Origin of the sequence: Nitrososphaera sp. (assembly GCF_050748925.1) — an archaeon.
Lineage (GTDB): Archaea > Thermoproteota > Nitrososphaeria > Nitrososphaerales > Nitrososphaeraceae > Nitrososphaera.
In genome coordinates, this window is record NZ_JBOGQF010000151.1 from 1 (window position 1) to 3830 (window position 3830).

General features: G+C 56.0%; 5 protein-coding genes and 1 pseudogene. 2 read left to right on the plus strand and 4 right to left on the minus strand.

The genetic code is table 11. The annotated features are described in order from the left end of the window. On the minus strand, positions 1-298 hold a 298-nt coding region (locus tag ACREAY_RS10380), incomplete at its 3' end, for a hypothetical protein (RefSeq protein ID WP_431755700.1). A gap of 49 nt (positions 299-347) precedes the next feature. Between ACREAY_RS10380 and ACREAY_RS10385 the strand changes: the two genes are divergently transcribed. After that, positions 348-1061, plus strand: a complete 714-nt coding sequence (locus tag ACREAY_RS10385; RefSeq protein WP_431755701.1) for a YkgJ family cysteine cluster protein — start codon at positions 348-350, stop codon at positions 1059-1061. A 13-nt stretch (positions 1062-1074) separates the two neighbouring features. On the opposite strand, the gene ACREAY_RS10390 is transcribed toward ACREAY_RS10385, so the two are convergent. The 3 genes from ACREAY_RS10390 to ACREAY_RS10400 all read right to left on the minus strand — a co-directional run bounded on the left by ACREAY_RS10390 (position 1075) and on the right by ACREAY_RS10400 (position 3438). Then, a complete protein-coding gene (locus ACREAY_RS10390; protein ID WP_431755702.1) occupies positions 1075-1698 on the minus strand; it encodes a superoxide dismutase in 624 nt (207 codons plus the stop codon). A gap of 33 nt (positions 1699-1731) precedes the next feature. Then, positions 1732-2265 (minus strand): hypothetical protein, encoded by a 534-nt coding sequence (locus ACREAY_RS10395; RefSeq protein WP_431755703.1) that lies wholly within the window; start codon positions 2263-2265, stop codon positions 1732-1734. A 63-nt stretch (positions 2266-2328) separates the two neighbouring features. Further along, the gene (locus tag ACREAY_RS10400; protein WP_431755704.1) at positions 2329-3438 is read right to left on the minus strand and encodes a hypothetical protein; all 1110 of its coding nucleotides are present in this window, start codon (positions 3436-3438) and stop codon (positions 2329-2331) included. 82 nt (positions 3439-3520) lie between these two features. Here ACREAY_RS10400 and ACREAY_RS10405 point away from each other — a divergent pair. Next, positions 3521-3830, plus strand: a pseudogene (locus ACREAY_RS10405) (hypothetical protein); the annotation flags it as partial.

The window sequence follows — 3830 nt, forward strand, 5'->3', positions numbered from 1 at the left end:
CCTTCTTGCGCATGTACGGTATCAGGCGATAGTGGATGGAGTAAATGTTCTTGTTGCGCCCCAGTATCCCCTTTACCAAAAGCGACACAAAGCCGCCGGCGACCTTGGACGCGGGGATGCCTGAAACTTTGCAAAACTCGTCCCTCTTTGCGTGGTATTCCTTGAGCGTAAAATATGACCGGTTTACTTCAAGTATCAGCGGCCACACCACGTTTTCCCAGACCATCCGCCTGTTTTCCGTGGAAGAAGCATGCTTGCCCTTGTCGCTTTCCGCTTCTACCTCGTGAGGGCTGAGCATGGAGTACATTTAAACACTGCCGGGCTTATAATTTAAGACAATTCACACCTTGCATACTGGTAATTCGGTTAAAGAGTCGCTGGACCTGCTTGCGACAAAGTGGCCCGTCGACCAGAAATTGTACGACCTACAGGTAGGCCAGCGCGACGACATCGTCGACGCCCCCGTGCAGGTCGGCGGCGTGATATTCCACATACCGACCCTGACACGGGACAACCTGTTTGTGCTTTGGAAGTGCCTGTGGCCCGACTGCCACAACTGCTGCGAGCGGCAGGGCAGGCTCCCATTGACAAAAGACGACATCGCCCTTTTGACAAAAAAGCTGGGTTACGAATCAAAGGCGGAATTCGTGAGAAACGAGGCCAAGATATCGACTTGGGAGCAGGAGGGCGCCGGCAACGTCATAACGACTTTGAGCATGCTGTCGCTCAAGCGCCAGAAGGACGAGCGCGACGAGCAGGACGGCACGCCGCTGCGGTGCAGGTTCTTAGACGACAAAGGCTACTGCGGCGTCCACCCAGACAAGCCGGGAGTCTGCTGGCTCTACCCGTTTGCATCGTGGTTGGAATCTGACAGGCACGGCAAGCCCGTCGTGCATGCGACGTTCCAGTTCACCGGAGACTGCCCCGGCTTTTACCTTGAAAAGTCGCTTGACGGCGTCATGCCCGTCCTGCAGGAATACGCGAAAAAGATCTATGACTATAACATGGCGGTGAGCAGAACGACGCGGGAAAATTACGGGTTCATAAATTTCGTAAAATAAAAGAGGAAAAGGCTTATGCCTTGAACCTCTTTGCTACCTCGTCCCAGTTGACCACGTTCCACCACGCGGTGACATAGTCTGCGCGCTTGTTCTGGTACTTTAGGTAATACGCATGTTCCCATACGTCAAGGCCAAGCAACGGAGTGAGTTTCTCTGCCTTCCACTTTGTCCATGGGCTCGTCTGGTTCGGCATCGTGACAAACTTTACGCCGCCCGAAGCATCTTTGGCCAGCCAGCCCCAGCCGCTTCCCTGGTGGCCGACAGAGTCTGCCTGGAACTTTGTCTTAAAGTCTGCAAAGCTGCCAAACGTCTTTTTGATGGCATCTGCAAGCTCGCCGCTCGGCTCACCACCTCCGCCTTTCTTCATGTTGTTCCAAAAGAGTGTGTGGTTGTTGTATCCTCCGCCGTGAAAGTTGACCGCGCCCCTTGCGCTTTCCGGGACGGTGTCAATGTTTTTCAAAATGTCAACTACTTCCATGTTCTGGAATTCAGGACCCAGGCTGCCAAGGGCCTTGTTGAGGCCGTCGGTGTATGCCTGGTGATGCTTGGTATAGTGGATCTCCATCGTCCTGGCGTCAATGTGTGGCTCCAGGGCGTCGTACGCATAAGGCAATTGTGGAAGAGTAAAGTTAGCCATGAGAGCAAATGGCCGCCCGGGGGTTATAACGTTTTACGCCGCCTCTTCCTCTTCGACCGGAAGATAGCTTTTGTCCAGCATTCCCGCCGCGACCATGATGGCGATGGCGGTGTATATCCCTGCCCTGTCTTTCTCGGCAGTGTCCCTGTGCTGGCCCCAAGCGTCGTCTACGTTTGCAAGGAACTTGATCTGCAAAAACAGCCTGTCAAAGTCCAGGTTCCCTGCCAGCTCGCAAAACCTGACCACCGGCCTGAATGCTGCGCCCGCGCTCTCTGCCAACACCTTCCTTTGATTCGCCTTGTCGCCGGAAACAAGCGCCTGCGCGTACCGGGCGCCTGCCTTGCTAAGGTATATCCTCGGCTCTGTCGAGCCTGGCGTCGCCATGCCAAGCGCCTTTAGGAACGCGACATTGTCTCCTATGGTGTGCTCGTCAAGCCCGGTGGCCTCTGCTATCCTGCCTGCAAAAGCTGGCTGCGGGCCTGTCTTTAGCATCGCCACAATCATGGCCCCCCAATCTTCAAAAGTTATCCCAAAAGGGAGTGGGAGGCGCTTGTTTGCCTGCGGCATGTAACTCTGTTACAGAAATAGCTTCTGTATTTAACATTTATGACATTTAGGCAGAAGCATCCTCTAGCTGGCAATCTGGGGAAGAACCCTGGAGAGCGAAAGCGCGTGATCGTCCATCAGGGTGCCCGCGCCGACGCTGATGCTGTCTATCCTTATCGCGAGGTTGCCGGCCTCTGCCCCGGACAGGCCGTACTGCTCTGCGAGCGCCTTTCTTACCTTATCCTCCGGATCTGAAATTTCATAGCCTGACCGCACGGTGACATCAAGCGTCCTGCCTATCATGGCCGCCGGCACCTTGCCGCTGGGGTCGCCTGTTACCGCAAACACTATCTTGTCCACAAGCACTTCATGCGGCAGTTCTAAAAGCGCGTTTGCAGTGTAGAACACCTGCACGTCGAGCAAGTCCATCGACTGGCGCCCGACTACGGTCGAGCCACCTGCGAGCGCGCCCTGGAGGCCAGCGTCAAGCGGTACGGCTATGATGATAAAACCCTCTGCGAATTTCTCGCCGCCGACCAGCTTGCGGATGTCGCTGCACACGATGCCCGTCGTGGCCTGCGGCTCAAGTACCTTCAGTATCGAGTTCGTTCCCTTGCCATCTTTGAGCACCGCGTTCCACGTCAGCCGGACTTCAAAGTCCTGCTTGTTCAGTATGCCAATGTCCGTGTCATAGTGGCCTGGCCGCAGCGGCCCCTCGCTTCCTGAAATTGTACCGCACTCGAACTTGGCCGTGTAGATGAGGCTCTTTGGCTGCGGGCTTGCCGTGCCTGCTACCGCGTTTGAAAACGTCGCAGTGGCAGCGGCGCCTTTGACCTCTATAACCTTGGACAGCTTGTCATGGCCATAGCCGGGCGGCGCCTCTGACTGCGCCACGGTATAGTTGCCCGCGCTCACCTTCCTTATCTCTATCGTGCCTGCCGCCGGGTTTGCGTCGCCTTCTCCGCCGTCCTGAACCGCGTACGCGCCAGTGCCACCACGCGGGTCAGGCGTGATAGAATAGCTGGCGCCGGCCAGGAGCGAGCCTCCTGAAATCGTGATTATCGTTATTGAGCCGTCGCCTTCCTGCGCGACTGTCGGGCTGTTCTCCCCGCGGGGAAAAGACACCAGCACCGCAGCGACAACGACTATTGCGGCCGCTGCTACAGCGACTGCAAGACCCCGGCTTGGCGACAACTGCCGCGTATATGCCTTTGGCGATAATTAAACCGTGCCGGATTACGGCAAGATTAAATATGCTTTTGCCGAATTATTTTCCGTGGAAGCAGCAAAGCGCAAGTTTCTAGCTCTTGCTTTTGCCGCCGTTCTCGTGCTGCCTGCCGTAATGTCGCAAAGGGCTTTTGCCGACGGCCTGTTCCAGGAAAACATTCCTGCAAGCATTGGCGACAGGGAGGCGGCCCTCTTTGTCCGGATAAACCCTCCTATACTGACAACTGACTCGCAGCAGGACGCGTTCATGCAGTTCCGGCTTTTTAACTCCCAGAACAACGGGACGATCAAGTTTACCACGTTCATAATCGAAGTCACCAAGGGCACGGATCCTAACGCCCGGGCTATACTGCGCGACG

Excerpts from the sequence above, each read along its gene's own strand:
- ACREAY_RS10390 (WP_431755702.1), bottom strand. The coding sequence starts at position 1,698 with ATGGCTAACTTTACTCTTCCACAATTGCCTTATGCGTACGACGCCCTG.
- ACREAY_RS10395 (WP_431755703.1), bottom strand. The coding sequence starts at position 2,265 with ATGCCGCAGGCAAACAAGCGCCTCCCACTCCCTTTTGGGATAACTTTT.